Here is a 2,788-nt window from a genome sequence, read left to right on the forward strand (position 1 = left end):
AGCTTTGGGGGTTGGTAGGTGTGTTCCCGACCCTTTTGCAGCCATTGGGAAAAGTTCAGCACCCCTGCTTCCTGCTCATCGGAAAGCAACAGCAGCCGTTCCAGGCCCAGCTCCTGCACATCCGGCCGGATCCGCCTCAGGGTCTTCAGATCCTGAGCAATCAGGGCCGTGCTACCGGAGTGGCGCAAGATGTAGCCCAGCTCACTGGGATCCGCCACAGCGCTGCGGGGCACATTCACAGCTCCCGTGAACATCGTGGCCAGATCGGCCATCAGCCAGCGGGGGGAGTTATCGGCAAAAATGGCCACCCGATCCCCCGGGCAAATGCCCAAAGCCTGCAGGCCAGCCGCCAGGGTTTGAATGCGGCGAAACAGCTCTCCATAAGACATCTCGAAAACTGGCTGCGCGTGGGGATCCCGTAGGGCAACCTGACCGGCAAACTCTTCCGCCAGCACTTGCCAAACGTTCAGCAGCGTCGTCTCAGGGGCAGTGGGAGTAGCAGAAGCGGCAGCAGTTGTCATAGTCTGTACCGTAAATTACGTTTACAGTCTATTAAACCCAGCCTCTCTCCCCAGGTGTCGCTAGGACAGTTCCCAGCCTGTCACCCCATTCACCATCTTCCCCTTGCGGGGAAAAGGTAGGGATCAACACTATAAAATCTTGCGCTGGCAGAACCAGGGTGGTGATTGCTCGCCCCGGCAGATTGCGCACAAAACTTTACAATTTTGATCAAACCGGATCCCATATCTCCCATGGGGATCCCGGCTGTAAGCTTTACCTGAGGCTCCAACGAAGTTCAAGAAAGCCCAGCAGAATCAAGGTAGGGGATCTTGGGGATCCCGTTTTTTCATCCTCCCATTCAGCAACAATCTCTTCATCAAGCGGTGAAGTCTTGCCGAAGGTGAGCCAGGATCGGGGTAGAGCTCTCCAGGCGCTTTTTCCCTCACCCCTGCCCCCCTTGCAACGCGAGAAATTGGGTTAACTCATCCTCTTCATGTCACGTGCAGCAAGCGTCTCCAGTCCTTCCTTCTCAGGGGGGAAGAGGGAGAGTGGAATCCATAGCCCCAAGCTCGACGGCCCAGCAGTTGCAGCGGAGAAAGATCTGAGCGGCTCATCGTTCCTGGAGGTTGTATGCCGGTGATTAACCCATTCTCATCCTTCCGGTGGAGACATTCTTCTCGCTCTCCAGCTGGGATCCCAGAGTCCCCCGACGCTGCGGATCCCTTTGCTTCCCAACGGGAGCAGATGGTCAAGAAACAGCTCATCAAACGAGGGATCCGAGATCCACGGGTACTGGAAGCCATGGGAAAAGTGCCGCGTCACCTTTTTGTCCCCTCTGATCTGCGGGATCGGGCCTACAGGGATTGCCCTCTGCCCATCGGCTATGGCCAGACCATTTCTCAGCCCTATATTGTTGCTTTTATGACAGAAGCTGCTCGCCTCACGCCTGAATCGGTGGTGTTGGAAATCGGCACCGGCTCCGGCTATCAGGCGGCCGTTTTGGCAGAGCTGGCCCGGCAAGTGTATAGCCTGGAGCGTCTGTCCCCATTGGCTGCTCAAGCTCAACAAACCCTCGCTGCCCTGGGCTATCGCAACGTGGAAGTGCGTCAGGGGGATGGCTACCAAGGTTGGCCAGAGCATGCTCCCTACGATGCCATTCTGGTGACGGCAGCGCCCCCAACTGTGCCCATGGTGCTGCTGGATCAACTGGCGGTGGGGGGCACCTTGGTGGTGCCGGTGGGAGAAAGCCCTTCGGACTCCGGTGCCCAGGGATCCCAGTCCTTGCTGATCCTCTGCAAAACAGCCCAAGGATGGGTTCAAAAAGGGGCTTTTCCGGTGCAGTTTGTGCCCATGGTCTAGGGTTTTGCCCCCTCTACTCCTGCCAAAAGGTGGGCGCGAATTTGCAAAGCCAATTGGGGACGGTCGGTAATCAACCCTTGAACAACGGGATTTTGTCCTACTGAGCCGGCAAATGGCTGCAAGCACAACTTCATCACTTCAGGATCGTTCACCGTCCAAACGTACAGAGGGATCCCGGCCTGTTCAGCTTCAGCCAAGAACTGCAAGTTCACCCAACTGTAGTGGGGGGCCAGAAAATCCGCTCCCAACTCCCGGCAACGGGTAAGTAAAGATCCCTTGGCTTGCTCCTCAGCCTTTGCCTCGATCAACAGGCCAACCTTGGGTTGCGGGGACAAAAGCGTTTTAACCCGCTGCACCACCTGAGGCAAAAAAGAGGTGATCACAAATTCTTCGGGGGTCAAAATATCGCTAACGAGGGCAAGGACTTGTTCCTCATAGCCTGCTTCTTTGAGTTCGATATCGAGGGTGATTTTGCCCTTGATATGTGACAGGGTCTCTTCAAGAGTGGGAATCGTGGGTTTGCGGGCCCGAATCTCGGCCCAAGTTAATGCGGCCAAAGGCTGTCCATCCAAATCGGCATCGTGAACAACCAGTGGGATCCCATCTCGGCTACAGCGCACATCCAGCTCAATTTGCTCGGCCCCCACCTCAATAGCGGCAGCAAAAGCGGCCAACGTGTTTTCCTCGGCGTGGGTGTGCTCCCCACGGTGGGCGACAATCTGGGTGTAGGGGAGCATGTCAGCACCTCTGAAGCGGGGTTGAGTGCCAGGTTGCGCAGCTCTATTATGATTGGCTCTCGGTGGTTCAGAAAGGGATCCCAGCAGGCGACACTCCCCCAGCGGAAGCGATAAGCTAGGAGAGCATGCCTCTAACCCCCAAAACCCTGAACTTTGCTGAATTTACTGAGCTTTAGGCGGTTTGGCAAAAG

The 2,788-nt window shown here is 56.5% G+C and carries 3 protein-coding genes; 1 reads left to right on the forward strand and 2 read right to left on the reverse strand.

Translation table 11 applies throughout. The annotated features are described in order from the left end of the window. Positions 1-521: AMP-binding protein (locus NW837_RS14105; RefSeq protein ID WP_414332226.1), on the reverse strand; the 521-nt coding region annotated here is incomplete at its 3' end. A 610-nt stretch (positions 522-1,131) separates the two neighbouring features. Between NW837_RS14105 and NW837_RS14110 the strand changes: the two genes are divergently transcribed. Next, positions 1,132-1,860 carry a protein-L-isoaspartate(D-aspartate) O-methyltransferase gene (locus NW837_RS14110; protein WP_414332227.1) on the forward strand — a complete coding sequence of 243 codons (729 nt, stop codon included), beginning with the start codon at positions 1,132-1,134 and terminating at the stop codon, positions 1,858-1,860. On the opposite strand, the gene NW837_RS14115 is transcribed toward NW837_RS14110, so the two are convergent. Next, entirely contained in the window at positions 1,857-2,597 is a 741-nt protein-coding gene (locus NW837_RS14115; protein WP_414332228.1) for a glycerophosphodiester phosphodiesterase, read from the reverse strand. The genes NW837_RS14110 and NW837_RS14115 overlap by 4 nt on opposite strands. Positions 2,598-2,788: the final 191 nt, after the last annotated feature.

It is taken from the genome of Synechococcus sp. R6-10, from assembly GCF_047461815.1.
Taxonomy (GTDB): Bacteria; Cyanobacteriota; Cyanobacteriia; order Thermostichales; family Thermostichaceae; genus Thermostichus.

Excerpts from the sequence above, each read along its gene's own strand:
- NW837_RS14110 (WP_414332227.1), top strand. The coding sequence starts at position 1,132 with ATGCCGGTGATTAACCCATTCTCATCCTTCCGGTGGAGACATTCTTCT.
- NW837_RS14115 (WP_414332228.1), bottom strand. The coding sequence starts at position 2,597 with ATGCTCCCCTACACCCAGATTGTCGCCCACCGTGGGGAGCACACCCAC.